This window comes from Aeromonas sp. R5-1, assembly GCF_040908265.1.
Taxonomy (GTDB): domain Bacteria; phylum Pseudomonadota; class Gammaproteobacteria; order Enterobacterales; family Aeromonadaceae; genus Aeromonas; species Aeromonas caviae.
The window spans coordinates 1-23,029 of the sequence record NZ_JBFODJ010000084.1 but is presented as its reverse complement, the minus strand read 5'-3'; the positions used below and the strand labels follow the sequence as shown (position 1 = coordinate 23,029).

The following is a 23,029-nucleotide window of genomic DNA, read 5'->3' as shown; positions in this document are numbered from 1 at the left end:
AATCGATTTCTTGGCCCTCGCCAAGGCAGAAACCAACGCCAGGAAACGCATGCGATTCCTGGCGTTAGCACACTTTCAAGAAGGTCATTCCAGAACTGACATTGCCCGCTTTCTCAAAGTCAGCCGCACAAGTGTCAACAAATGGGTGAGCAACTTCTTGCTACACGGCGTGGCGGGGCTGGATAGTGTCCGTCCACCAGGCCGACCCGCCAAGCTCGGCGCCGAACAGCTATCCCAGCTTAGCGAATATATCGACCAACAAAGCCGGCTGGCCATCGGGGGACGACTGCAAGGTACTGATATTCAAACGTATATCGAACGAGAGTTTGGTGTGGCCTATGAACTCTCCAATGTCTACCGCCTCCTCAGAGAGCTGGGGTTTTCCTGGATAACCAGTCGCTCACGACATCCGAAGCAGGATGGGCAGGTGCAGGAAGCTTTTAAAAAACTTCCAGCTGGAAACGATCCTTAACATCCCGGGTCATGTTGCGCTTGCCAATGTCGATGTCTGGTTTCAGGACGAAGCCCGGTTTGGTCAACAAAATACGACTACCCGACTGTGGGCCAGGCGTGGCAGTCGCCCCCGAGCTATTCAGCAACAACAATTCGAGTACGTCTATCTCTTCGGTGCCGTCTGCCCTGCAACCGGGACAACGGAAGCCTTGCTCAGTCCTCTGGTAAACCGGGAGGTGATGAAGCAGCACTTGGCACTGATTGCAGCACGAACAAAGCCGGGTCGTCATGCGGTGGTGATCATGGACGGCGCCGGATGGCATACCATGGAATGTGCGGATGACTTCCCCAATCTCAGCCTGATCAAGCTCCCTCCCTATTCTCCCGAACTCAATCCCATTGAACAGGTATGGAGCTGGCTTCGTCAGCATGTGTTGGCTAATCGCAGCTTCAAGGATTACGACGACATCCTTGATGCCTGCACATCGGCCTGGAAGCACTTTATTGCCGATGTGGAGCGGGTGATGTCACTTTGTAGCCGAGATTGGATAAAACTGACCTAATGTTTAATCCGATTGGTATCATCCCCGCCGCGGCCAGGCCATAGAGCCGCCGGATCTCCCCCCGCAACCACATCACCTTGGCATCCTGATTGTGGCGCTTGTGCCACAGCAGGATGAAGGCGATCTCCAGCTGGGCATAGAGGGACTCTTCCAGCGGCAACGGCATGGCGATGAGGTCGGGGTGGTGTCTGGCGGCATAGTCCGCGCAATATGAAGGCACCACGGCGATCAGCTCGTGGCTCTTTTGGGCGGCGATGTGCAGCGCCTGCTCGAAGCTCGCCACCATGATGGGCACCTGCCGCCTGTGGCCTTCGTCCTCCAGCAGATCATCCAGTGCCCAGCTGTCGCTGGCCTCCCACACCACGCTCACCTGGGGGCAGGCCAGAAAGCGGGTCAGCGACCACGTCTGCCCGAGCAAGGGGTGATCCTTGCGCAGGAACACCACGGGACGATCGCAGAACAGCACCTCATGATCGATGTAATAGGGCAGCCGGTTGACCCTGGCATGGGAGCGGCCGTGGGTCTCCCGGGCGCAGAAGCCGAGATCCGCCTCCCCGTTGACGATGTCGTTGAGAGAGTGGTGATCCCAGCCCAGCATCCTGACCACGGAGTGGGGGTACTTCTGGTAGATGGTCGTGGGCAGCTCGCTCAGGAAGCTGATGCCAAAGGGGGACTCCATCACCAGACTGAAGCGGGCCCCCTCGGGGATCGCCTCGCTGTTGAGGGTGCTGATGCTCTCGGTGAGCTGGAACCAGGTCTTGAGCTCCTCCGCCAGGGTCAGGGAGAGATTGGTCGGCTGCAAGCCCTGGCGCACGCGCACGAAGAGGGGGTCCCCAAACCAGTCCCGCAGCTTGCCAAGCGCCTTGCTCACCGCCGACGGGGTGACACACAGCTTCTTGGCCGCCCCCGCCACGCTGCGCTCCTGCATCAGGTGCCTGAAGACCACCAGCAGGTTCAAATCGAGTTCACCCAGATTGCGCATCGCGTCTCTCCTATCCCCGAGCCCGGACTCGCCGGATCGCACGCCATGGTAGCAGCACCTTGACCACCAGGTAACCGAGCAGCGCCAGCAGGAGTGCCAGGATCAGCATCCAGAGCGCAGGCATCCCCAGATGGCCCATCCCCCAGATGAAGAGCCCGGACAACCCTATCTGCATGATGCAGAGCAGGGCACTGGCCGATGCCACCTGATCCCCGCACACATCCAGCGCCTCCCCCATCGCCACCCCGAACCCGCAGGAAAACCCGATGCAGACCAGGGAACACCCCGCCAGCAGCCAGGACAGGCCGCCTTCGGGCCCGCTGCTGCACAACAGGGCGAGCAAGGCCAGCAGGTAGGCGAGATGGGAGAGCGCCAGCACCCTTGCCTTGCCGAGCCAGCGCAGCAGCAAGGGGGTCAGGAAGGAAGCGGACATGCTCACCCCGGCCATCGCCATCATCAGCCGGGTGTACTGCTCGGGAGGCAGGCCGAACGTGGTCATCAGGACGAGGGGCGAGACGCTCACATAGACCAGGATGGCGGTCACGCTGGCGCTGGTCAGCAAGGCGCGCAGCATGAAGGGGGCCATGCCCAGCAGGGCCAGCGGCGATGCCCCCGCAGGCTGGCGGGCGGGGCGGGTCTCCTTGAGCAGTCGCAGGTTGACCAGGGCACTGATGGCGGCCACCAGCGCCATGCCCACGAAGATGCCGCGCCACTCGAAGTGCGACAGGATGAGATAACCGAGTACGGGAGCCAGCACCGGAATGACGCAGATCACGCCGTTGATGAGGGAGAGAGCCATCGCGAGGCGCGCCTGGCTCAGCACATCCCGCAGCACGGTGAAGGTCATGATGTAGAGCGCTCCAGCGCCCACCCCTTGCCAGAAACGCCCCAGATAAAACTGGGCGATGCCGGTTGCCTCCGCCGCCACCAGGGAAGCGACCACGAAGATGAGGGCGCCCCCCAGCACCACGGGGCGCCTGCCATGGCGATCCGCCAGCATGCCCCCCGGCAGCACGGTAGCCGCCATGCCCAGCAGATAGATGGAAAAAGCGGTGTGGATCTGCGCCTCGCTCCCCTGCAGGGTTTGCGCAATGCGGGGGACGGCCACCAGATAGAGATCGATCCCGAGGGGATAGAGGATGATCATCAGAAAAGTACACAGCAGAAACATACCCATGAAGGCTCCATAGCAGCAGGTTTCACCATCACAGGTGCGCTGTCAGCGAGATTGACAACTCAATCCTGCAAAAGCAGAGGAAGATGCCGGGCACTATAGAGCGGGCGGCCTGCCGGGGCCTAGTGACGAGATGGCACTCGGTGGATGCCAATCCGGACATCTCCCGCAGGAGAGGCCCGGATTGGCATGCTCATCGACCCGCCCCCTGCCAGGTCGCCCTTGAGGGGTCGGGTCCGAGGTAACGGGCACGCCGCGATGCGACGTGCCCTCAAGGCTCAGCGAAGGCGCACCATTACCTGGCCAGTTTCGTCAGGATGGCGTGAGCCGCCTTGATGCGCGCCTCGTTGGGGTAGTTGCGATTGGCCAGCATGACGATGCCAATCCCTTTGGCCGGCACGAAGGCCACATAGGCCCCGAAGCCGTTGGTCGAGCCGGTCTTGTTGAAGAGCACAGGGTGCCCTGTTGCAGCGGGCGCGGGCGCCGCCGGGTTCGCATTGTAAATCATCGCCGGGGAGTTGCCCGCCAGCAGCGTCTGCTCGCTGACGGGATAGGCGTAACGCTCCCAGCCCAGTCCCTGGGTCATCTCCCCCACCGCATACTGGCCCTGGTGAGTCAGATCGATGGCCTGCTGCATGGCCGCATTATCCACCCCGCTGATGTTGGCCTTCACAAAGCGCAGCAGATCCGCCGAGCTGGTCTTGATGCCGTAGGCCTCGTCCGCCAGCATGCCGGGGCTGACCCTGATGGGCTTGTCCTCTTTCGAATAGCCATAGGCATAACTCGCCATGGCCTGCTTCGGCACATTGACATAGGTGTGGTGCAGGCCAAGCCCCGGCAGGAGCGTCTGCTCCATCAACTGGGCAAACGGCTGCTTCATGCTGCTCGCCGCCAGGTGGCCGAACAGCCCTATGCTGGGGTTAGAGTACTGGCGATGGGAACCCGGCGAGTAGGCTGGGGTCCACTGGCGGTAGTAGGCCTGCATCTTCTCGAGCGAATCCACCTCCTCGGGGAATTGCAGCGGCAAGCCGCCCGCGCTGTAGGTAGCCAGCTCCCCCATGGTGATGCTGTCAAAGGCGGATCCCTTGAGCCAGGGGGCGTGCCGGCTCGCCTTGTCATCCAGTTGCATCGCTCCCTTGACCACCGCATAGGCTCCTAGGGTCGCGGTCAGGGGCTTGCTCACGGAGCCTATCTCGAACAGGGTCTGCTCGCTGACACCGACCGCGCGCTCCCGATCGGCCACACCGTAGTTGAAATAGTGGGCCTTGCCATCCTTGAGCACGGCCACCGCCATGCCCGGGATCCTGTGCTCCTTGAGCAGCGGCCGGATGCTGGCATCCACCACGGGGCGCAGGGGATCGGTCGCCGCCTTGTCACCGGCATGAGCCAGACCGGCCCACATCAGGGTGGCCAAAGCGCCCCACAGGATGGATTGTCGTTGTTGCATAGCATGTCTCCTGACTGTCGTTAGCAAGGTATCGCCATGGCGGCGACTGATGAGCCCAGCATAGTCCCACGAGGTGTGCTGCCGATGAGGCTCTGTGAAGTCTGTGTGAAGCCACCCCCTCTTTTTACCCATGAAAAAGGGGAGCCATGGCTCCCCTTCAATCACCTTGCAACACGGGCTTATTTCTTGCCCGGGTTGTCCCAGATCCCCTCTTCCAGCTGACTGCGCAGCTCGGGGTACTTGTTGGCATCGAAGGTGGGGACGCGCCCCAGCTTGAGCTGGTCGTTGTAGTCCTTGGCCAGCTTGATGGCGACGCCGGAGAGCAGCAGGATGGCCACCAGGTTGACGATGGCCATCAGCCCCATGGAGACATCCGCCAGAGCCCACACGGTCGGCAGCTCGCCCACGGAGCCGAACATCACCATGCCCAGCACGAACATCCGGAACAGCATCAGGCCGCCCTTGTGGTTGTGCTCGAGGAACACCAGGTTGGTCTCCGCATAGGAGTAGTTCGCCACGATGGAGGTGAAGGCGAAGAAGAAGATGGCCGCTGCGATGAAGATGTTGCCACCGCCGCCCACCTGGGAGGAGAGCGCACGCTGGGTCAGCTCGACACCGGTCACACCGGAGCCCGGCTCGAACTGGCCGGACATCAGGATGATGGCGGCAGTACAGGTACAGATGACGATGGTATCGAGGAAGACACCCAGCATCTGCACATAACCCTGGGAGGCCGGGTGCGGCGGATAGGGGGTGGCGGTGGCGGCAGCATTGGGGGCAGAGCCCATGCCCGCCTCGTTGGAGAAGAGGCCGCGCTTGATGCCGTTGATCATCGCCTGGGAGATGGCATAGCCCATGGCGCCGGAACCCGCCTGCTCGATGCCGAACGCAGACTTGATGATCAGGGCCAGCACGCCGGGCAGCTCGCTGATGTTCATGGCCACCACGAACAGCGCCATCAGGATGTAGGCGAGCGCCATGAAGGGCACCACCAGCTCGGCGAAACGGGCGATGCCGCGGATGCCGCCGAAGATGATGAGGCCGGAGAGCACCACCAGGGCCAGACCGCTCACCCAGTCAGGGATGCCGAAGGCGACGTTCATGGCCAGGCTGATGGAGTTGGCCTGCACCGCGTTGAACACCAGACCGAAGGCCAGCAGCAGGCAGAGGGAGAAGACCACCCCCATCCAGCGCATGCCGAGGCCGCGCTCCATGTAGTAGGCGGGACCGCCCCGGTAGTTGCCATCCTCATCCTTGACCTTGTAGAGCTGGGCCAGGGTGCTCTCCACGAAGGCGGTGGCCATGCCGATGAAGGCGATCAGCCACATCCAGAAGACGGCGCCAGGGCCACCCAGATAGATGGCGACGGCCACACCGGCCAGATTGCCCGTCCCGACGCGTGCCGCCAGGCTGGTACACAGAGCCTGGAAGGAGGAGATGCCGGCGCTGTCGGATTTGCGACTGTTGCGCAGGACCGAGAACATGTGGCCGAAGTGGCGGATCTGGATAAAGCCCAGACGGAAGGTAAAGAAGATACCGACCCCGATCAGCAGGTAAATGAGCACGGCTCCCCACATCAGGTCGTTAATCATTGCAATCAAGGTGTCCATAATTCTCTCGTTGTTATCACATCCATGGCCAGTCTGCGCTGACCGCTCTCTGTCAATTTCCGAACCAGCATTGCGCCGAAGGGGCGGAATCTAGCATAGCGAGGGAATTCAGAATAGTGACAGGGCTCACTGGGGAGACAAAAAACGAGCAATTTGATGCAAAAAAGCTTCATTTAGCACGCAATAAATCAACAAAAATTGATGCGCAACCCAGCCCCACACAAATTAGAGCCAATAGAGAACCATTTTACAACTCATCCCATGGGGGTAAAAACCGCTGAGTGAAACGAAACCAGGGAGACAAGCGTTTGCCTCTCATGCCTCATCGGCAAGGGGTTGTAACGCAAAACGTTTTACACGTAATTAAATTTCAAGTAGCTGACAGAACTATTTATGTGACCTCCCGCACAAATTCATGAATCCACCAAAATAATTGCGCTTTTCCATGTCGGAGCCAGCCGCCACACCATGAATAAAACTCTTTTTTTATCAAACACTTTCACCCGACAGCCGGTACCGCTTTCACCACCTGGCTGATTCGCATACAAGCCCCCCTATTGCAGGATGCGCCACATCCGTATTAATTAGGCAGGCAATGACGATGGGGCCTGCCCATCGCCCCTTTCTGAGCCTGAGCCGCCGGGATCTTGTAATTTAATTTCAGAACTGCCGTCTCATGCCCGCCACCCTGGGATTGCTCCCTCATAAAGAGATGATATTTGCCATGGCCGATAAATTGACCCAGCTGAAAGCCCTGACCACAGTGGTTGCCGATACCGGCGACATCGAAGCCATCAAGCGCTACCAGCCCATCGATGCCACCACCAACCCCTCTCTGGTACTCAAGGCCTCCGAGATCCCCGAGTACGCAGCCCTGATCCAGGACGCCATTGCCTGGGCCAAATCCCAGAGCCAGGACAAGGCACAGCAAATCATCGACGCAGGCGACAAGCTGGCGGTCAACATCGGCCTCGAAGTGCTGAAAATCGTCCCGGGCCGCATCTCCACCGAAGTGGACGCCCGCCTCTCCTTCGACACCGACGCCAGCATCGCCAAGGCCCGCAAGCTGATCCGCCTCTACAACGAAGCCGGCATCAGCAATGATCGCATCCTGATCAAGCTGGCCTCCACTTGGGAAGGGATCCGTGCCGCCGAGGTGCTGGAGAAAGAGGGTATCCAGTGCAACCTGACCCTGCTGTTCTCCTTCGCCCAGGCTCGTGCCTGTGCCGAAGCCGGCGCCTTCCTCATCTCCCCGTTCGTGGGCCGCATCCTCGACTGGTACAAGGCCAAGAACGGCCGTGACTACACCGCCAGTGAAGATCCGGGCGTGGTCTCCGTCACCGCCATCTACAACTACTACAAGCAGCACGACTACCCGACCGTGGTCATGGGCGCGAGCTTCCGCAACACCGGCGAAATCCTGGAACTGGCCGGCTGCGACCGCCTGACCATTGGCCCCGCTTTGCTGGAAGAGCTGAGCAAGGCCGAAGGCACCGTGGTGCGCAAACTGGACTACACCGGCGAGCGCACAGCCAAACCGGCCCCGATGACCGAAGCCGAATTCCGCTGGGAGCTGAACCAGGACGCCATGGCAGTCGAGAAACTGGGGGAAGGCATCCGCCTGTTCGCCATCGACCAGGGCAAGCTGGAAACCATGCTGGCAAGCCACCTGTAAGGCCGCTCGCCACACGGCTCTCACAGAGCGAAGTGGCGCTGCAAAAACCGGGCTCCCGAAAGGGCAGCCCGGTTTTTTTGTGCCTGTTTCCGGTTGTCACAACTTCGTCATAAAAACGTTTTATTTTCAAAGGCGTCGTGTTATACGGATGGTGAAAACCATAAAACCAAGGAGGGAGCCATGGACATGTTCAACTTCGATTTTGACGAGGTCGTTGAGCTGGGTTCACGTAGCCGCGGGACAACGGGAAAAAAACGCAAATGGCGTGAGATTGAGGCGCTTAAAGACAAGCACCGCCTGCAAAAGGAGCTGCAGGCCATCGACATCGCCTATGAAGGATCGGACGACCTGGAGCTCTGATACGCCCACGTCGCCCATGTTTCACTCCAGCGAGTGGAGCCATAAAAACAGCGCCCCGGATTGACCGGGGCGCTGTTTTTATGGGTGATCCTGTCAGGCTGCAGGCAGCGAGAGCTGTTTGGCCAGCGCCTGGAAGTGCTGGCTCACCTCCGCCCCGAACAGGGGATCATTGATGGCCCGGTTCTGCCAGAGCTGTTCGAGATGACGCCAGTCATCCTCGGTCAGGGAGTCGCGCAGATGGGGGAAGATGACCCCTTCCTCATAGTTCATGTGCGCCTCCTGCTGCTCGATGAACTGCTCCAGACAGGCCACGAACTGATCCAGCGGGATGACCGCATCCATCAGGATCATCTCCACCATCTCCTTGAGCTCGGTCCCTGCATCCAGCAGACGGGCGTGCTCCTCGTGCAACCGGTTGGCCACTTCCCCCTCCACCACCCTGTATTTCAGGTAGTAGTCATAAATCATGTCTTCCTTCGGGTGGTGGTACTTGTCAGATACCTCGCGCAGATAATCCACCACATCCCGCAGCAGGAAGTAGCTCACCGGCTGCTCATTGCGAATGGCCGCCAGCTTTTGCTTGAGCAGCGTCAGCAACCGGGTGATGTTGAGGTGGTCCTTATGCAGACTGGATAACATGGGCACTCCTTGCACTGAAATGAGAAAACGTCTGTCTCGAGTATACGGTCATTTATTGCCTGAACTTTGCACTCAATCAAGTCGGATGCAGACAGCGGCTGCACCAGCCTCTCACCACAGGAGGCACAGGGGACACCATTTCCCCTGTGCATGCACGGCGTCAGGCCGCCGGATCGGCGCAGACCGAGAGCCAGTCGATGGGACTGCGTCCTTGCTGGACCAGCAGGCGATTGGCCTCGGAGAAGTGGCCGCAACCGATGAAACCGCGATGGGCAGAGAGCGGGCTGGGATGGGGGGCGCTCAGCACATGGTGGCGCGACCGGTCGATGAAGCGCCCTTTCTTCTGGGCATGAGCGCCCCACAGCAGGAAGACAACTCCCTGGCAATGGGCATTGATCCGCTCGATGACCCGATCGGTAAAGGTCTCCCACCCCAGGTGGGCGTGAGAGTGCGCCATGCCCGCCTGGACCGTCAGCACCGTATTGAGCAGCAGCACTCCCTGTCTGGCCCAGGATTCCAGGAATCCGTGATTGGGTGTGACAAAACCCGGCAGATCCCGCTGCATCTCCTTGTAGATGTTGACGAGGGACGGCGGCGTGCGCACTCCGGGCAAGACGGAGAAACAGAGGCCGTGCGCCTGGTCCGGGCCGTGATAGGGATCCTGCCCCAGAATCACCACCTTGACGTCATCCAGCTCGGTCAGTTTGAAGGCATTGAATACCTCGGTCGCCGGGGGATAGATCACCTTGCCCGCCTCCCGCTCGGCCCTGACGGTGGCCAGGGTGTCCATGAAATACGCCTGCTCTTTCTCCGAACCAATCACATCTTTCCAGGTCAGCACACCCGTCTCCTCTCGTTGCGAATCCACTCCTTCCATCCTGGCTGGCATGCCAGCCTCTCCCTCTCCCCACTCCCCGCCTTCTGTCCAGCTTGGCACCGCTATCTCCTCGGTCAATAGAGCAAGGGGCTCAGGATAGGGTCCTCGCCCCCAAGACGCAACCGCATGGAGGTCAGGCTCAGCCTGGCCAGCCTGGGAAGTGGCGGCGGCGTTCACGGGCAATGACCGGGGCTGCGTCGACACAGGAATAACAGGATGTCCTTCGGACAAGCCTCATGGGCAGGCCGGTTTTCGCTGACGCCAGAAATAAACCCTAAAGGTGTAGTTAAATTACTAGATATGAATAATAAAAAATGCATAATTCATATATCTTACAAAAACAGAAAAATGATCTGTTTTTGATTCAACTCAATGATTTAATCCCTTTTAATGCGTGCAAAATGGGGTTTTATTGATTTGGATCAATTTTCGTAATATTACCGTCGTGGTATATATGGCCCCAACGAAGTAAAGGTGTAAGGCAAGGCCCCGTTAAATCATTCCTTCCAAGAGGTGGTTTAAAAACATCAGGGTAATGTGCTTACCGTTGAATCCGCTTTCCTATGAGGAGTCATACCATGATCAAGGGCATCCAAATCACCCAGTCCGCCAACGCCGCTCTGCTGAACTCTTTCTGGCTGCTGGACGAAGAGAAACAACAGGCTCGCTGCATCTGCGCCAAGGGCGACAGCTTTGCCGCCGATCAGGAAGTCAGCCTCTCCGACCTGGGTCAATTCGAATACCGTGAACTGCCGGTTCAGCAAGAGCCTGTGGTCGAAGGGGGTCAGCACCTGAACGTCAACGTACTGCGCCGCGAAACCCTGGAAGACGCCATCGCCAACCCGGAAAAATACCCGCAGCTCACCATCCGCGTCTCCGGTTACGCCGTGCGTTTCAACGCCCTGACCCCGGAGCAGCAGCGTGACGTGGTCACCCGCACCTTCACCCAGAGCCTGTAAGGCGCCCTGCGTAAAGAGATAAAAAAACGGCCCCCTCGGGCCGTTTTTTCATGGGTGATGATCACCGCCGGAACCTGGCTCAGCTTCGCAGGTCCACCGGCCTTGCCACCACGGGTTTCGCCAGGGCGTCCTGCATGGTGGCCTCGTCGAGCTGATCGCAGTAACGAGCTACCACCAGGGTCGCCACCCCGTTGCCGATGAGGTTGGTCAGGGCGCGCGCCTCCGACATGAAGCGATCAATCCCGAGGATCAGCGCCAGCCCGGCCAGCGGCAGATGTCCCACCGCCGAGATGGTCGCCGCCAGCACGATGAAGCCGCTGCCCGTGACCCCGGCCGCCCCCTTGGAGGAGATGAGCAGCACCACCAGCAGAGTGAGCTGATGGAACAAGTCCAGCGGGGTGTTGGTCGCCTGGGCGATGAAGACGGCGGCCATGGTCAGGTAGATGGAGGTGCCGTCCAGGTTGAAGGAGTAACCGGTCGGGATCACCAGGCCCACCACCGATTTCTTGCAGCCCAGCGCCTCCATCTTCACCAGCATGCGCGGCAATACGGATTCCGATGAGGAAGTGCCGAGCACGATCAGCAGCTCTTCCCGGATGTAGGAAATAAAGCGCACTATGCTGAAGCCATTTGCCTTGGCGATACTGCCAAGCACCAGGAAAATAAACAGCAGACAGGTCAGATAGAAGCTGGCGATCAATTGCCCGAGCTGTACCAGGGAGCCGATGCCATATTTTCCTATGGTAAACGCCATGGCACCAAATGCCCCGACAGGTGCCAATTTCATGATCATGTTGATGATCCCGAAAATAACCTGGGAGAAGCCGTCGATGATATTGAAAATAGCCTTACCCTTCTCACCGATATGATGCAGGGAAAAACCAAACAGCACCGCAAACAGCAGCACCTGGAGAATATTGCCGCTGGCAAAGGCGCCGATCACGCTGGCCGGGATCACGTCCAGCAGGAAGGCGACGATGCCCTGTGACTGAGCCTGCTCCGCATAGGCGGAGATGGCGCTGGCATCCAGCGAGGAGGGGTCCACGTTCATGCCGACCCCGGGTTGCAGCAGGTTGACCACGCACAGGCCGATGATCAGCGCCAGGGTGCTCACCACCTCGAAATAGATGAGCGCGATGGCCCCCGTCTTGCCGACTGCCTTCATGCTCTCCATGCCGGCGATCCCCGTCACCACGGTACAGAAAATAACGGGGGCAATGATCATCTTGATCAATTTCACGAAACCATCGCCGAGGGGTTTCATATCGGCGCCCAGGCTCGGATAGAAGTGCCCCAGCAATATTCCGATGGTGATGGCCAATATCACCTGAAAGTAGAGGCTGCTGACTATTTTCTTGTGCATGCTCAACGTCCTGTTAATTAATTGACACGGGCGATGGCAAAAAACGCGTGCAGGGATCCGCGGCGAGACAGTTCACACCTCTCACCCGGTTCATGCCATTTCGCCATTCCGACGGCGGCACTTTCACACGTTATAAGAATCAATTTAGCGACATCAATCACACAATATATTTAACATCATTAACACCACAGCAACCTTGCAGTAATGACCATGAAGCGGCGCCATGTGAAGACGGAAGAAATAAAAATGCCCCGCAGAGCGGGGCATTTTTCAACCTAAGCCTGGATCAGACCGAAGTATCGAGGGGCTCGAAGCCCTTGACCAGATCGTCGATGGCCTTCATCTGCTTGAGGAAGCCTTCCAGCTTCTCCAGCGGCAGAGCGCTCGGGCCGTCGCAGCGGGCAATTTTCGGATCCGGGTGGGATTCGATAAAGAGACCGGCGAGGCCCACCGCCATGCCGGCACGGGCCAGCTCGGTCACCTGCTCGCGGCGACCGCCGGAGGCCGCTCCCAGGGGATCACGGCACTGCAGGGAGTGGGTGACGTCAAAGATGACCGGATAGCCGCCGGTGCTCTTCTTCATGACGCCCAGGCCCAGCATGTCCACCACCAGGTTGTCATAGCCGAAGTTGGCACCGCGCTCGCAGAGGATCAGGCGATCGTTGCCACACTCCTCGAACTTGTCGGTGATGTTCTTCATCTGGCTTGGGCTCAGGAATTGCGGCTTCTTGATGTTGATGACGTTGCCGGTGCGGGCCATGGCCTCCACCAGATCGGTCTGGCGCGCCAGGAAGGCGGGCAGCTGGATGACGTCGACCACCTCGGCGACCGGTTTGGCCTGATGGGGCTCATGCAGATCGGAGATCACCGGCATGCCGAAGGTCGCTTTCAGCTCCTGGAAGATCTTCATCCCCTCTTCCAGACCCGGGCCGCGATAGGAGTGGATGGAGGAGCGGTTGGCCTTGTCCCAGCTCGCCTTGAACACGAACGGGATGCCGAGCTTGCTGGTCACTTCCACGTACTTCTCGCACACCGCCATCGCCATGTCGCGGGATTCCAGCACGTTCATGCCGCCGAACAGCACGAAAGGTTTGTCGTTGGCGACGTCGATCTGGTTGACCTTGATATTCTTCTGTTCCATCTCAGGGATCCTTAATGGAGGGGCTTGGGACTGAGGTCCAGGGTGGCCAGCTGGGTTTTCAGCACATCGGCCACGGGATCATCAGGGCATTGTTCAATAAAGTATTCGAAATCGTCGGCGGCAAAGCGCGGGCAATCGAGTTGCTCATAGATGAAGCCCCGATCCCGCGTCTCCAGCGGATCGCCGGGCTTCATGCGCAGCAGCAGCTCGCTGCAGCGCAACGCCTCCGTCATGCGCTCCTCGCGCAGCAGGGCGCCCTTGCTGACATTGAGCAAGCGCTCGATGATCTCCCACTGCCCCGATGGCTGCAGATGATCATCGCTCAGACTCGCCAGGTTGCCGAGGGCACCGCGCAGCAGCAGTTCGATGCGGTGCCGGCTCAGTTCATCACCGTTGAAGGGGTCCACATAGACCTCCCCGTCCAGACCAGCAAAACTCAGGAGGAAATGGCCGGGGAAGCAGATCCCCTCCACATCCAGCCCTATCTTGCGACCCAGCTGGATGAGGAGGATGCCGAGACTGACCGGGATCCCCTTGCGCCTTGCCAGCACCTGGTCCAGATCGCAGTTGGCGGACGAGAAGTAATCCTGCCAGTCGCCACGAAAGCCGAGGGTCTGGTAGAAACCCTGCAACAGCTGACGGCGCACCTCGTCGCAGTCTCCCTCGGCAATCGTTTCGTCCAGCCAGGCATCGAGGCGGGCAAGCTCGGCCTCTCCCGTGCCGCCATGGCCCCGGATCTCGTCGCTCACCGACAGCGCCAGCTCGGCCAGATCGTGAGCCTCGAAGTCGGTCCACTCATCCACACGTATCATCGTCATCCTTCCTAGCCGAACAGGCTGGCCTGCTTTTGCACCGCAAGCTTGGCGATAAAGAAGATCCACCCCAGTGCGCCCAGGAAGGCAAACCAGCGGATGCCGTTGCTGCGGGCCAGGCGCAGCGCCATCATGGCCAGAAACGCCACCACCAGGATGGCGGTCAGCTTCTCGGCCAGCCAGGGGATGGCGTTGTTGAGGGGGTTGAGACCCAGCACCATGCAGAGCAGCGCACCGGAGAGCACCACCAGGCCGTTGAGCCAGCCGCTGATCTTGAGGGTGCGGGCGCCCCCTGCCAGCGCGGAGCCGGTCTGCAACCAGTAAAAGCGCAGGATAAACATCAGCACGGCCCCGGCAATCAGGGTGAGGTGCAGATGCTTGAGAACAACATACATAAGATTTCCTTGAACAGGGGCAGACCGGGCCCGCCCGTCATATCACTGAGCCAGGCGCCCCAGGGTCACCCGCTCGTTATCGCCGTAATCGCGCACGGTTTCCACCTGGACGTAGCCTTGTTGCAGCAGGAGTTGACGCACCGCCTCCCCCTGATCCCAGCCGTGTTCCAGCAACAGCCAGCCACCTGGCACCAGATGGGCGGGCGCCTGGGTGACGATGAGGCGGATATCCGCCAGCCCCTGCTCCTCCGCCACCAGGGCGGAGCGCGGCTCGAAGCGCACGTCCCCCTCGTGAAGATGGGGGTCCGTCCCGTCGATATAGGGCGGGTTGGAGACGATCATCGCAAAGCGCGGTGCATCCGAGAGCGGCGCAAACCAGCTGCCGTCGCGCACCTCGATGGGCAACCCCAGGGCGGCGCTGTTGGTGCGGGCCAACGCGGCCGCGGCCGGCATCCTGTCCACCGCCCATACATCGGCATCCGGTCGCTCAGACTTGAGTGCAAGGGCGATGGCACCGGTGCCCGTGCCCAGATCCAGCAGGGCGCAGGGGCCGCCCGGCAGGCGGGCCAGCGCCTGTTCCACCAGCACCTCGGTATCGGGGCGCGGGATCAGGGTGGCCGGGCTCACTTTCAGCGGCAGCGACCAGAACTCCCGCTCGCCGATGAGGTGGGCAATGGGCTCACCATTGAGGCGACGGGCAAGCCAGCCCGCCAGGGTCGCCTGCTGGGCGGCATCGAGCTCGTGCTCCGGCCAGGTCATCAGATAGCTGCGCCGACAATCCAGCAGATGACAGAGCAGGGCATCGGCGTCGGCACGGGGGGATTCCCCGGAGGCCAGGGTCGCCATGATATGGGCGCGGGCCTGCTGGATCTGCATCAGTTGCTCTCGGCCAGGGAGGCGAGCTGATCCGCCTGATACTCCTGCACCAGGGGGGTGATCACGCAGTCCAGATCCCCTTCCAGGATGTCGCCCAGACGATAGAGGGTGAGGTTGATCCGGTGCTCGGAGAGACGCCCCTGGGGATAGTTGTAGGTGCGGATGCGCTCGGAGCGATCCCCGGAGCCCACCAGGTTGCGGCGGGTACTCTGCTCGGCGGCGCGGTGGCGTTCGTCCTCGGCCGCCTGCAGGCGAGCGGAGAGCACCGACATCGCCTTGGCGCGGTTCTTGTGCTGGGAGCGCTCGTCCTGGCACTCCACCACCAGCCCGGTGGGCAGGTGGGTGATGCGGATGGCGGAGTCGGTCTTGTTGACGTGCTGGCCGCCGGCACCGGAGGCGCGGAAGGTGTCGATCTTCAGCTCGGAGGGGTTGATCTCCACCTGCTCGGCTTCCGGCACTTCGGGCAGCACGGCCACGGTACAGGCGGAGGTGTGCACCCGGCCCTGGGATTCGGTCTCGGGGACTCGCTGCACCCGGTGGCCGCCGGACTCGAACTTGAGGCGGCCGTAGACGTGCTCGCCGTCCACCTTGGCGATCACCTCCTTGTAGCCACCGTGTTCGCCGTCATTGCAGCTGACGATGGAGACACGCCACCCCTGACGCTCGGCGTAGCGGGAGTACATGCGGAACAGATCCCCCGCGAAAATGGCCGCCTCGTCGCCACCGGCACCGGCGCGGATTTCCAGATAGCAGTTGTTGTCATCCTTGGGGTCGCGCGGCAACAGCATCACCTGAAGCGCCTGCTCCTGCTCCTCGAAGGTCGCCTTAGCGAGCGGCAGTTCCTCCTGCGCCATCTCCCGCAGCTCGGCATCCTCTTCCTCTAGCATCAGCCGGGTGGTGTCGAGGTTCTCTTCGGCCTGGCGGAAACGCTGGAAGGCGTGAACGATATCTTCCAGCTGGGCGTATTCCCGGGTCAGGGCGCGGTATCTGTCCTGATCCGAGGCGACCCCGGGCTCCCCGAGCAAGGCCTGTACTTCTTCATGGCGCTCGATGAGGCCTTCCAGCTTTCTGATCAATGAGGGGTTCATGACTCTTGGATTCTCGATGGAGGACGGGACGGCAAAGGGCCGTCCCAACACTATGATTCTTGTGACAATCCCAGCACCTGACGCAGTTGGGCCAGCTTGTGGCTGTCCCCCTGGGCGGCGGCCTGGCGCAGGGCCTGGGTCGGTGCGTGGATCAGCTTGTTGGTGAGGCGATGGGCCATGGCCTTGAGCGCCTGCTCGGCATTTTCACCCTGTTGCAGGGCCAGCAGGGCCCGCTGCAACTCTTCGTCGGCGACCTGCTGTGACTGATGGCGATAATCGCGAATGAGATCCACCGAGTGCTGGCTGCGATACCAGCCCATGAACTCGTCGCGCTCTTCCTGCACGATGAGTTCCGCCTCGGCGGCCGCCCGCTTGCGGGTCTCCAGGTTCTGCTCGATGATGCCCTGCAGATCGTCCACCGTGTAGAGATAGGCATCGGAAAGCTCGTCCACCTCGGCTTCAATGTCGCGGGGCACGGCGATATCCACCAGGAACATGGGCTTGAAGCGACGCGCCTTGAGCGCCCGCTCCACCATGCCCTTGCCGATGATGGGCAGGGGGCTTGCCGTGGAGCTGATGACGATGTCCGCCTCGTGCAGGTAGTCCGGGATCTCCTCCAGGGTCATTACCTGGGCACCGAACTCCTCTGCCAGCAACTGGGCCCGTTGCAGGGTCCGGTTCGCCACCATCATCCGGGTCACGCTCTGCTCGCGCAGGTGGCGGGCCACCAGTTCGATGGTTTCACCGGCGCCCACCAGCAGCACCTTGGTCTGGGAGAGATCGGAGAAGATACGGCGGGCCAGGCTCACGGCGGCGAAGGCCACCGACACTGCGCTGGCGCCGATCTCGGTGTCGGTGCGCACCCGTTTGGCCACCGAGAAGGATTTCTGGAACAGGCGCTCCAGGGATCCTTTCACCGCATCCGCCTGCTGGGCGTGGGCGTAGGATTGCTTGATCTGCCCCAGGATCTGCGGCTCCCCGAGCACCAGGGAGTCGAGGCCGCAGGCCACCCGCATCAGGTGTCGCACCGCTTCCTCGTCCTGGTGCCGGTAGATGGCGGAGAGCACCTCGCTCGCCTCCAGCGCGTGGAACCGCTGCAACCAGTTCAGCACCTGCTCCCCCTGCCCCTGCTCCAGGCTGCAATAGAGCTCGGTGCGGTTGCAGGTGGAGACGATCACCGCCTCGCTGACGCCAGGCTGCTCCACCAGCTCACGCAGGGCGCGATCGATGCGGTCCGGGCCAAAGGCGACCCGCTCCCGCAAGGCGACACTGGCGGTGTTGTGGTTGATTCCGAGGGCAAACAGACTCATGGGTGGGTGATGATCGTTTCATGCACAGGGTGTAGAGGCCGACAATTGTACGAGAAAGGGTAAGTCTTTAAAAGCAATACGGCCGCCCCTTATACTGTCGCAAACCTCATCTGCGGAGCTCCACCTTGTTGTTGCGTATCTTCTCCCTCGCCTGCCTGCTGGTGCTGGCGGGCTGTACCACCACCCAACCCCAGCGGGATCAGGTCAACTGGCAGCAGGAGCGCGCCCGCCTCGAACGCCTCACACACTGGCAGTTGTCGGGCAAAATGGCCATCATCACCGCCCGCCAGAAGGGCAGCGCTCGCCTCAACTGGCAGCAAAACGGCGACGACTATCGCCTCAACCTCACCAGCCTCATCGGCACCCATATTCTGGAACTCTCCCGCACCGGCGGCGAGGTGACTCTGCTCGACAACGACGGAAAACAGCACCAGAGCCAGGATGCCGAGCTCCTGGTCTATCAGCTCACCGGCTGGCACATTCCGGTGGCCGGGCTGCCTGAGTGGATCAAGGGATTGCCGGGGCAGGCCGAATTCGAGCTCAACCCCGATGCCAGCCTCGCCAGCGTGCGCGACGGCCAGTGGCAGATCGTCTACGGGGACTATCGGGATCAAGACGGCTATCGCCTGCCCCACCTGCTCACCATGACCGGGCAGGAGAGCCGTCTCAAGCTGCAGATCAACGAGTGGACCCTGGCACCATGATGCACGACCAGGCGCCGATCCGCTGGCCAGCCCCGGCCAAGCTCAACCTCTTCCTGCACGTCAACGGCCGCCGCCCCGATGGCTACCACGAACTGCAGACCCTCTTCATCTTTCTCAATCACGGGGACTGGCTGGAGTTTGAGCCGCTCACGGGCAGCGACCAACTCACCCTGAGCCCGGCCATTCCCGGCGTGCCCGATGAACAGAACCTCATCATCCGGGCTGCGCGACTGTTGCAGAGCCGGTTGGCCAGTCCGCAGGGAGCCCATATCCGGCTGGAGAAGGTACTACCCATGGGCGGTGGCATCGGGGGCGGCTCGTCGGACGCGGCCACCACCCTCGTGGCCTTGAACCACCTCTGGCAAGCCGGCTTGAGTGAAGACGAGCTGGCCGAGCTCGGCGTGCAGTTGGGCGCCGACGTGCCGGTGTTCGTGCGGGGCAAGGCCGCCTTCGCCGAAGGCGTGGGGGAGCGGTTGCAACAGATCGCGGTGCCGGATGCCTGGTACCTGGTACTCAAGCCGGATTGCCATGTGGCCACCGCCGCCGTGTTCCAGGATCCCGACCTGCCCCGCAACACCCCCAAGATGACCCTGGACAATCTGCTGGCAGGAGAGTGGAAAAACGATTGCGAGCTGCTGGTGAAAAAGCGCCACCCCGAGGTTGCCAATGCGCTCGGCTGGTTGCTAGAATACGCGCCGTCAAGAATGACGGGCACTGGCGCCTGCGTCTTTGCTCGATTTGAAGACGAATTGGCTGCTCGGAAGGTGTTGGCAAGAGTGCCGAAAGGCTGGGATGGGTTTGTCGCCAAGGGCGAGAACATATCACCACTCTTCGTCACTTTGCAACAAGTGAGTGATTGGGGTATCGCCAAGCGGTAAGGCAGCGGGTTTTGATCTCGCCATTCCTAGGTTCGAATCCTAGTACCCCAGCCAACTCTCTCCTTGTTGAGGCCGCATCGGGAGGTGTTGACCTCGTCGATGTGTCTTGGGCCAATCTGACGCGATGGCGCTCAAGGTGGATTCCCGTCCACCCACCCTGCGGGTGATGAGACGCCATCCTCGACATCGCCCAGAGACCTTGTCCGTCATCTTGCTAAATCGTTTGCCCCCAAACGATACGGGTCTAAAATCAGACTCCCCACATACTGGATGCAACCCCGAGGTTTCAAACCGTGCCTGACATGAAGCTGTTTGCTGGTAACGCAACGCCGGAACTAGCCCAGAAGATCGCAGATCGCCTGTTTATCAAACTCGGCAATGCTGCCGTAGGTCGCTTTAGCGACGGCGAGATCAGCGTACAGATCAACGAGAATGTACGCGGTGGCGATATCTTCATCATTCAATCCACCTGTGCCCCGACCAACGACAATTTGATGGAATTGATCGTCATGGTGGATGCACTGCGTCGTGCTTCAGCTGGCCGTATCACTGCCGTTATCCCCTACTTTGGTTATGCCCGTCAGGACCGCCGCGTCCGCTCCGCACGTGTGCCCATCACCGCCAAGGTCGTCGCCGACTTCCTCTCCAGCGTGGGTGTGGACCGTGTGCTGACCGTTGACCTGCATGCCGAGCAGATCCAGGGCTTCTTCGACGTCCCCGTCGACAACGTGTTCGGCAGCCCGGTGCTGCTGGAAGACATGAAGGCCAAGAACCTCGAATCCCCCGTGGTCGTGTCACCGGACATCGGCGGCGTGGTCCGTGCCCGTGCCATCGCCAAGCTGCTGGACGACACCGACATCGCCATCATCGACAAGCGTCGTCCCCGTCCTAACGTCTCCCAGGTCATGCACCTGATCGGCGACGTGGCTGGTCGTGACTGCGTCATCGTCGACGACATGATCGACACCGGCGGCACCCTGTGCAAAGCGGCCGAAGCGCTGAAAGAGCGTGGTGCCAAGCGCGTGTTCGCCTATGCGACCCACCCTGTCTTCTCCGGCACCGCCGTTGAAAACATCAAGAATTCGGTCATCGACGAGCTGATCATCACCGACTCCATCCCGCTCACCCCGGAGATGAAGGCAGTCGGCAAGGTCAAGCAGCTGACCCTCTCCTCCGTGCTGGCCGAAGCGATTCGCCGCATCAGCAACGAAGAGTCCATCTCTGCCATGTTCGAGCATTGATAGACCCTGTTGTGACAAAAACCGCCGAATGGCGGTTTTTGTTTTTTTGGGTGCCTGGCGCCAGCCGCCAGCCTCCACTCGGCAAGAGACGAAAACCTCGGACGAGCCACCCCACCCGAGCCCTTCTGTCCGGCTTTTCCCCGACCTTGCCGCACTTTGGTTGAGTGATCGCCACTCGGCGGCTAGAATATTGCGTCCCATTGCCCCGGGTCATCCGCCCATGGCAAGTAGCGAGTGAAGACATCAAGCGTGACAAGTCAAATCAAACTGATTGTCGGGCTGGGTAATCCCGGCCCCGAATATGCCAAGACCCGCCACAATGCGGGCGCCTGGTATGTGGAGCAACTGGCACGCTGGCACAACGTCAGCCTGCGCGAAGAGCCCAAGTTCTTCGGCCACACCGCCCGCATCCAGGTGGATGGCCAGGATGTGCGCCTGCTCATCCCGAACACCTACATGAACCTCTCCGGCAAGGCGGTGGCCGCGCTCGCCCGCTTCTACCAGATCGAGCCGGAAGCCATGCTGGTGGCCCACGATGAGCTGGACCTGCCCCCCGGCATCGCCAAATTCAAGCAAGGGGGCGGTCACGGCGGCCATAACGGCCTCAAGGACATCATTGCCAGAATGGGCAACAACAATAATTTCTTCCGGCTGCGACTGGGGATAGGTCACCCGGGCGCCAAGGAGCTGGTCGCCGGTTTCGTGCTGACCAAGGCCCCCAGCAGCGAACAGAGCCTGATCGACGCCGCACTGGACGAGTCCCTGCGCGCCACCGACATCCTGTTCAAGCAGGACATGACCAAGGCCATGAATCGCCTGCACAGTTTCAAGGCCGAGAAAGTCTAGGCCTTCAGCCTGCATCGCCAGGCAGTTCAAGATGACCGGCCCCTGGCGAGATCCCTCGCCTCGGGGTCAAGCAACACGACACGGGCCGCCCGCGCGGCCCCTTGAAGCATCCATCAACAAGGTAACAATCCATGGGTTTTAAATGCGGTATCGTGGGCCTGCCCAATGTAGGCAAATCCACCCTGTTCAATGCGCTGACCAAGGCCGGCATCGAAGCCGCCAACTTCCCGTTCTGCACCATTGAGCCGAACACGGGTGTGGTCCCCATGCCGGATCCCCGCCTCGACCAGCTGGCGGCCATCATCAATCCGCAGCGTGTCGTGCCGACCACCATGGAGTTCGTGGACATCGCCGGCCTGGTGGCCGGTGCCTCCAAGGGCGAAGGCCTTGGCAACCAGTTCCTGGCTAACATCCGTGAAACCGAAGCCATCGGTCACGTGGTGCGCTGCTTCGAGGACGAGAACATCGTCCACGTGGCGGGCAAGGTCTCCCCGGCCGACGACATCGAGGTGATCAACACCGAGCTGGCCCTCTCCGACCTGGATGCCTGCGAGCGCGCCATCAATCGCCAGTCCAAGCGTGCCAAGGGCGGCGACAAGGATGCCAAGCTGGAAGTGGAAGTGCTGGAGAAGATCAAGGTTGCCCTGGAAAACGGCCAGATGATCCGCGGCATGAAGCTGGACAAGGATGAGCTGGACGCCGTCAGCCACCTCAACTTCCTGACCCTCAAACCCACCATGTACATCGCCAACGTGGCGGAAGATGGCTTCGAGAACAACCCCTACCTGGATCAGGTCCGTGAGATAGCCGCCGCCGAGAACGCCGTTGTCGTGGTCGTCTGCTGCGCCATCGAGGCGGACATCGCCGAGCTGGACGACGAAGACCGCGCCGAGTTCATGGCGGATCTGGGCATCGAGGAGCCGGGCCTGAACCGGGTGATCCGCTCCGGATACGAGCTGCTCAAGTTGCAGACCTACTTCACCGCCGGTGTGAAAGAAGTGCGCGCCTGGACCATTCCCGTAGGCGCCACCGCCCCGCAGGCCGCGGGCAAGATCCACACCGACTTCGAAAAAGGCTTTATTCGCGCCCAGACCATCGCCTTCGACGACTTTATCACCTACAAGGGTGAGCAAGGCGCCAAGGAAGCAGGCAAGATGCGCGCGGAAGGGAAAGACTACATCGTCAAGGATGGCGATATCATGAACTTCCTGTTCAACGTCTAACCCCATGAGAGGCCAGCATTTGCTGGCCTCTTTTTTATCTGGCCAGAGGCGCGATCTGGGTGCGAATGTCGTAAAAAAAACCAGATTGTTGGGCTTTTGCACGACAGCGGCCAATAACTCGCCAAACGCACCCAAATTCGTTTTTTCAAACAAAAAAAGGGTTGACGCCCCAGAGCCAGATACGCATAATTCCGGCCGCACAGTGACGAGGCAACGACTCACTGGAAGCACGGTTGGCTATGTAGCTCAGTTGGTTAGAGCATCGCACTCATAATGCGGGGGTCACAGGTTCGAATCCCGTCATAGCCACCATCTCTAGTTGGGGTATCGCCAAGCGGTAAGGCAGCGGGTTTTGATCTCGCCATCCCTAGGTTCGAATCCTAGTACCCCAGCCATTTTTTGAATGATGTTTG

The 23,029-nt window shown here is 60.7% G+C and carries 22 protein-coding genes and 3 tRNA genes; 12 read left to right on the top strand and 13 right to left on the bottom strand.

Going from position 1 to position 23,029, the window contains the following annotated elements; genetic code table 11:
* Position 1 precedes the first annotated feature (1 nt).
* Positions 2–1,016 (top strand): IS630 family transposase gene (locus tag AB5Y64_RS12025; RefSeq protein WP_279988401.1). Its coding sequence is split into 2 segments (ribosomal slippage): positions 2–448 and positions 450–1,016, totalling 1,014 coding nucleotides; the frame shifts between segments, so codons are not numbered across the junction.
* Here the strand turns inward: AB5Y64_RS12025 and yidZ are convergent.
* From yidZ to AB5Y64_RS12005, 4 genes are all read right to left on the bottom strand, one after another.
* Complete coding sequence (gene yidZ / locus AB5Y64_RS12020; RefSeq protein WP_368203859.1) at positions 955–1,998, bottom strand: HTH-type transcriptional regulator YidZ; 1,044 nt, start codon at positions 1,996–1,998, stop codon at positions 955–957. The genes AB5Y64_RS12025 and yidZ overlap by 62 nt on opposite strands.
* Positions 1,999–2,008: 10 nt before the next feature.
* Positions 2,009–3,175: an MdtL family multidrug efflux MFS transporter gene (locus AB5Y64_RS12015; protein WP_368203858.1), complete on the bottom strand. Its 1,167-nt coding sequence runs from the start codon at positions 3,173–3,175 to the stop codon at positions 2,009–2,011.
* Positions 3,176–3,467: 292 nt separating this feature from the next.
* Positions 3,468–4,619 (bottom strand): CMY-1/MOX family class C beta-lactamase, encoded by a 1,152-nt coding sequence (blaMOX, locus tag AB5Y64_RS12010; RefSeq protein WP_368203856.1) that lies wholly within the window; start codon positions 4,617–4,619, stop codon positions 3,468–3,470.
* A gap of 179 nt (positions 4,620–4,798) precedes the next feature.
* Positions 4,799–6,229, bottom strand: coding sequence for a sodium:alanine symporter family protein (locus AB5Y64_RS12005; protein WP_010673860.1), 1,431 nt, complete (start codon positions 6,227–6,229; stop codon positions 4,799–4,801).
* A 724-nt stretch (positions 6,230–6,953) separates the two neighbouring features.
* Here AB5Y64_RS12005 and tal point away from each other — a divergent pair.
* Together tal and AB5Y64_RS11995 are read left to right on the top strand one after the other, a co-directional pair.
* Positions 6,954–7,904 (top strand): transaldolase, encoded by a 951-nt coding sequence (tal, locus tag AB5Y64_RS12000; RefSeq protein ID WP_010673859.1) that lies wholly within the window; start codon positions 6,954–6,956, stop codon positions 7,902–7,904.
* A 180-nt stretch (positions 7,905–8,084) separates the two neighbouring features.
* Positions 8,085–8,264 (top strand): DUF3545 family protein, encoded by a 180-nt coding sequence (locus tag AB5Y64_RS11995; RefSeq protein ID WP_010673858.1) that lies wholly within the window; start codon positions 8,085–8,087, stop codon positions 8,262–8,264.
* Positions 8,265–8,357: 93 nt separating this feature from the next.
* Here AB5Y64_RS11995 and AB5Y64_RS11990 read toward each other — a convergent pair whose 3' ends face one another.
* Both AB5Y64_RS11990 and ung read right to left on the bottom strand, forming a co-directional pair.
* Complete coding sequence (locus AB5Y64_RS11990) at positions 8,358–8,903, bottom strand: hemerythrin domain-containing protein (RefSeq protein ID WP_010673857.1); 546 nt, start codon at positions 8,901–8,903, stop codon at positions 8,358–8,360.
* 160 nt (positions 8,904–9,063) lie between these two features.
* Positions 9,064–9,744, bottom strand: a complete 681-nt coding sequence (ung, locus tag AB5Y64_RS11985; RefSeq protein ID WP_010673856.1) for a uracil-DNA glycosylase — start codon at positions 9,742–9,744, stop codon at positions 9,064–9,066.
* A 614-nt stretch (positions 9,745–10,358) separates the two neighbouring features.
* Between ung and grcA the strand changes: the two genes are divergently transcribed.
* Positions 10,359–10,739 (top strand): autonomous glycyl radical cofactor GrcA, encoded by a 381-nt coding sequence (gene grcA, locus AB5Y64_RS11980; RefSeq protein ID WP_010673855.1) that lies wholly within the window; start codon positions 10,359–10,361, stop codon positions 10,737–10,739.
* A gap of 79 nt (positions 10,740–10,818) precedes the next feature.
* On the opposite strand, the gene AB5Y64_RS11975 is transcribed toward grcA, so the two are convergent.
* The 7 genes from AB5Y64_RS11975 to hemA form a co-directional block, all read right to left on the bottom strand.
* Positions 10,819–12,102, bottom strand: a complete 1,284-nt coding sequence (locus tag AB5Y64_RS11975) for a dicarboxylate/amino acid:cation symporter (RefSeq protein WP_010673854.1) — start codon at positions 12,100–12,102, stop codon at positions 10,819–10,821.
* Between the two features lie 286 nt (positions 12,103–12,388).
* Positions 12,389–13,243: a 3-deoxy-8-phosphooctulonate synthase gene (kdsA, locus tag AB5Y64_RS11970; protein ID WP_368203854.1), complete on the bottom strand. Its 855-nt coding sequence runs from the start codon at positions 13,241–13,243 to the stop codon at positions 12,389–12,391.
* 11 nt (positions 13,244–13,254) lie between these two features.
* Positions 13,255–14,055 (bottom strand): SirB1 family protein, encoded by an 801-nt coding sequence (locus tag AB5Y64_RS11965; protein ID WP_041212584.1) that lies wholly within the window; start codon positions 14,053–14,055, stop codon positions 13,255–13,257.
* 11 nt (positions 14,056–14,066) lie between these two features.
* Positions 14,067–14,450 carry a SirB2 family protein gene (locus AB5Y64_RS11960; protein ID WP_161470216.1) on the bottom strand — a complete coding sequence of 128 codons (384 nt, stop codon included), beginning with the start codon at positions 14,448–14,450 and terminating at the stop codon, positions 14,067–14,069.
* Between the two features lie 42 nt (positions 14,451–14,492).
* A complete protein-coding gene (gene prmC / locus AB5Y64_RS11955) occupies positions 14,493–15,326 on the bottom strand; it encodes a peptide chain release factor N(5)-glutamine methyltransferase (RefSeq protein ID WP_039039602.1) in 834 nt (277 codons plus the stop codon).
* Positions 15,326–16,414, bottom strand: coding sequence for a peptide chain release factor 1 (prfA, locus tag AB5Y64_RS11950; protein WP_039039601.1), 1,089 nt, complete (start codon positions 16,412–16,414; stop codon positions 15,326–15,328). Before prfA ends, prmC begins: the two co-directional genes overlap by 1 nt.
* Positions 16,415–16,464: 50 nt before the next feature.
* Complete coding sequence (hemA, locus tag AB5Y64_RS11945) at positions 16,465–17,724, bottom strand: glutamyl-tRNA reductase (protein WP_039039600.1); 1,260 nt, start codon at positions 17,722–17,724, stop codon at positions 16,465–16,467.
* Positions 17,725–17,849: 125 nt separating this feature from the next.
* Between hemA and lolB the strand changes: the two genes are divergently transcribed.
* From lolB to AB5Y64_RS11905, 8 genes are all read left to right on the top strand, one after another.
* Positions 17,850–18,428, top strand: coding sequence for a lipoprotein insertase outer membrane protein LolB (gene lolB, locus AB5Y64_RS11940; RefSeq protein ID WP_039039599.1), 579 nt, complete (start codon positions 17,850–17,852; stop codon positions 18,426–18,428).
* Positions 18,428–19,306 (top strand): 4-(cytidine 5'-diphospho)-2-C-methyl-D-erythritol kinase, encoded by an 879-nt coding sequence (ispE, locus tag AB5Y64_RS11935; protein WP_201872253.1) that lies wholly within the window; start codon positions 18,428–18,430, stop codon positions 19,304–19,306. Before lolB ends, ispE begins: the two co-directional genes overlap by 1 nt.
* Positions 19,286–19,360: transfer RNA gene (locus AB5Y64_RS11930), tRNA-Gln, on the top strand. The genes ispE and AB5Y64_RS11930 overlap by 21 nt, the downstream gene beginning before the upstream one ends.
* Positions 19,361–19,599: 239 nt before the next feature.
* Positions 19,600–20,547, top strand: coding sequence for a ribose-phosphate pyrophosphokinase (locus tag AB5Y64_RS11925; protein ID WP_010673845.1), 948 nt, complete (start codon positions 19,600–19,602; stop codon positions 20,545–20,547).
* Positions 20,548–20,796: 249 nt separating this feature from the next.
* On the top strand, positions 20,797–21,393 hold the full coding sequence (pth, locus tag AB5Y64_RS11920) for an aminoacyl-tRNA hydrolase (RefSeq protein WP_005298460.1): 597 nt from the start codon (positions 20,797–20,799) through the stop codon (positions 21,391–21,393).
* 131 nt (positions 21,394–21,524) lie between these two features.
* On the top strand, positions 21,525–22,616 hold the full coding sequence (gene ychF / locus AB5Y64_RS11915; protein ID WP_010673843.1) for a redox-regulated ATPase YchF: 1,092 nt from the start codon (positions 21,525–21,527) through the stop codon (positions 22,614–22,616).
* A 235-nt stretch (positions 22,617–22,851) separates the two neighbouring features.
* A tRNA-Met gene (locus tag AB5Y64_RS11910) sits at positions 22,852–22,928 on the top strand.
* An 8-nt stretch (positions 22,929–22,936) separates the two neighbouring features.
* Positions 22,937–23,011: transfer RNA gene (locus tag AB5Y64_RS11905), tRNA-Gln, on the top strand.
* Positions 23,012–23,029 lie beyond the last annotated feature (18 nt).

What these genes read in the sequence shown, in the direction of transcription:
- ispE (WP_201872253.1), top strand. Translation starts at nt 18,428, where the DNA reads ATGCACGACCAGGCGCCGATCCGCTGGCCAGCCCCGGCCAAGCTCAAC.
- AB5Y64_RS11965 (WP_041212584.1), bottom strand. Translation starts at nt 14,055, where the DNA reads ATGATACGTGTGGATGAGTGGACCGACTTCGAGGCTCACGATCTGGCC.
- AB5Y64_RS11995 (WP_010673858.1), top strand. Translation starts at nt 8,085, where the DNA reads ATGGACATGTTCAACTTCGATTTTGACGAGGTCGTTGAGCTGGGTTCA.
- AB5Y64_RS12015 (WP_368203858.1), bottom strand. Translation starts at nt 3,175, where the DNA reads ATGGGTATGTTTCTGCTGTGTACTTTTCTGATGATCATCCTCTATCCC.
- AB5Y64_RS11975 (WP_010673854.1), bottom strand. Translation starts at nt 12,102, where the DNA reads ATGCACAAGAAAATAGTCAGCAGCCTCTACTTTCAGGTGATATTGGCC.
- ychF (WP_010673843.1), top strand. Translation starts at nt 21,525, where the DNA reads ATGGGTTTTAAATGCGGTATCGTGGGCCTGCCCAATGTAGGCAAATCC.
- AB5Y64_RS12005 (WP_010673860.1), bottom strand. Translation starts at nt 6,229, where the DNA reads ATGGACACCTTGATTGCAATGATTAACGACCTGATGTGGGGAGCCGTG.
- kdsA (WP_368203854.1), bottom strand. Translation starts at nt 13,243, where the DNA reads ATGGAACAGAAGAATATCAAGGTCAACCAGATCGACGTCGCCAACGAC.
- yidZ (WP_368203859.1), bottom strand. Translation starts at nt 1,998, where the DNA reads ATGCGCAATCTGGGTGAACTCGATTTGAACCTGCTGGTGGTCTTCAGG.
- prmC (WP_039039602.1), bottom strand. Translation starts at nt 15,326, where the DNA reads ATGCAGATCCAGCAGGCCCGCGCCCATATCATGGCGACCCTGGCCTCC.
- hemA (WP_039039600.1), bottom strand. Translation starts at nt 17,724, where the DNA reads ATGAGTCTGTTTGCCCTCGGAATCAACCACAACACCGCCAGTGTCGCC.
- AB5Y64_RS11990 (WP_010673857.1), bottom strand. Translation starts at nt 8,903, where the DNA reads ATGTTATCCAGTCTGCATAAGGACCACCTCAACATCACCCGGTTGCTG.
- AB5Y64_RS11960 (WP_161470216.1), bottom strand. Translation starts at nt 14,450, where the DNA reads ATGTATGTTGTTCTCAAGCATCTGCACCTCACCCTGATTGCCGGGGCC.
- prfA (WP_039039601.1), bottom strand. Translation starts at nt 16,414, where the DNA reads ATGAACCCCTCATTGATCAGAAAGCTGGAAGGCCTCATCGAGCGCCAT.
- tal (WP_010673859.1), top strand. Translation starts at nt 6,954, where the DNA reads ATGGCCGATAAATTGACCCAGCTGAAAGCCCTGACCACAGTGGTTGCC.
- grcA (WP_010673855.1), top strand. Translation starts at nt 10,359, where the DNA reads ATGATCAAGGGCATCCAAATCACCCAGTCCGCCAACGCCGCTCTGCTG.
- blaMOX (WP_368203856.1), bottom strand. Translation starts at nt 4,619, where the DNA reads ATGCAACAACGACAATCCATCCTGTGGGGCGCTTTGGCCACCCTGATG.